This window comes from Collinsella sp. AF37-9 (genome assembly GCF_003475115.1).
In the GTDB taxonomy this organism is placed as follows: domain Bacteria; phylum Actinomycetota; class Coriobacteriia; order Coriobacteriales; family Coriobacteriaceae; genus Collinsella.
The window spans coordinates 927-1212 of sequence record NZ_QROQ01000064.1 but is presented as its reverse complement, the minus strand read 5'-3'; the positions used below and the strand labels follow the sequence as shown (position 1 = coordinate 1212).

General features: G+C 71.0%; 1 protein-coding gene. It reads right to left on the bottom strand.

Annotated elements, in window-relative coordinates; genetic code table 11:
• Positions 1 to 281: sugar nucleotide-binding protein (locus DW024_RS10325; RefSeq protein ID WP_255413764.1), on the bottom strand; the 281-nt coding region annotated here is incomplete at its 3' end.
• Positions 282 to 286: the final 5 nt, after the last annotated feature.

Sequence of the window (286 nt, the reverse complement as noted above, 5' to 3'; positions counted from 1 at the left end):
TACTCCCCCAGCTCTTCCTCCCAGTCGGGCATGTGGAACCCGACCGACTCGAGCCCGGACAGATCGAGCGCGGAGTGGACCGGGCGCGGGGCGACGGGGCCCTCGGCGTTCGCGTAGTAGTCGGCGGTGCTGACCGGCACGACCCTCTCCCCGTTGCCGTTAGCGGACTCGAAGACGGCACGGGCGATGTCGGCCCAGCTCCTCACGGCGCCGGAGCCGGTGCAGTCGTAGGTACCGTAGGGGGCGTGCGCCCCCAGCACATGGAAGATGGCGGCGGCCATGTCGC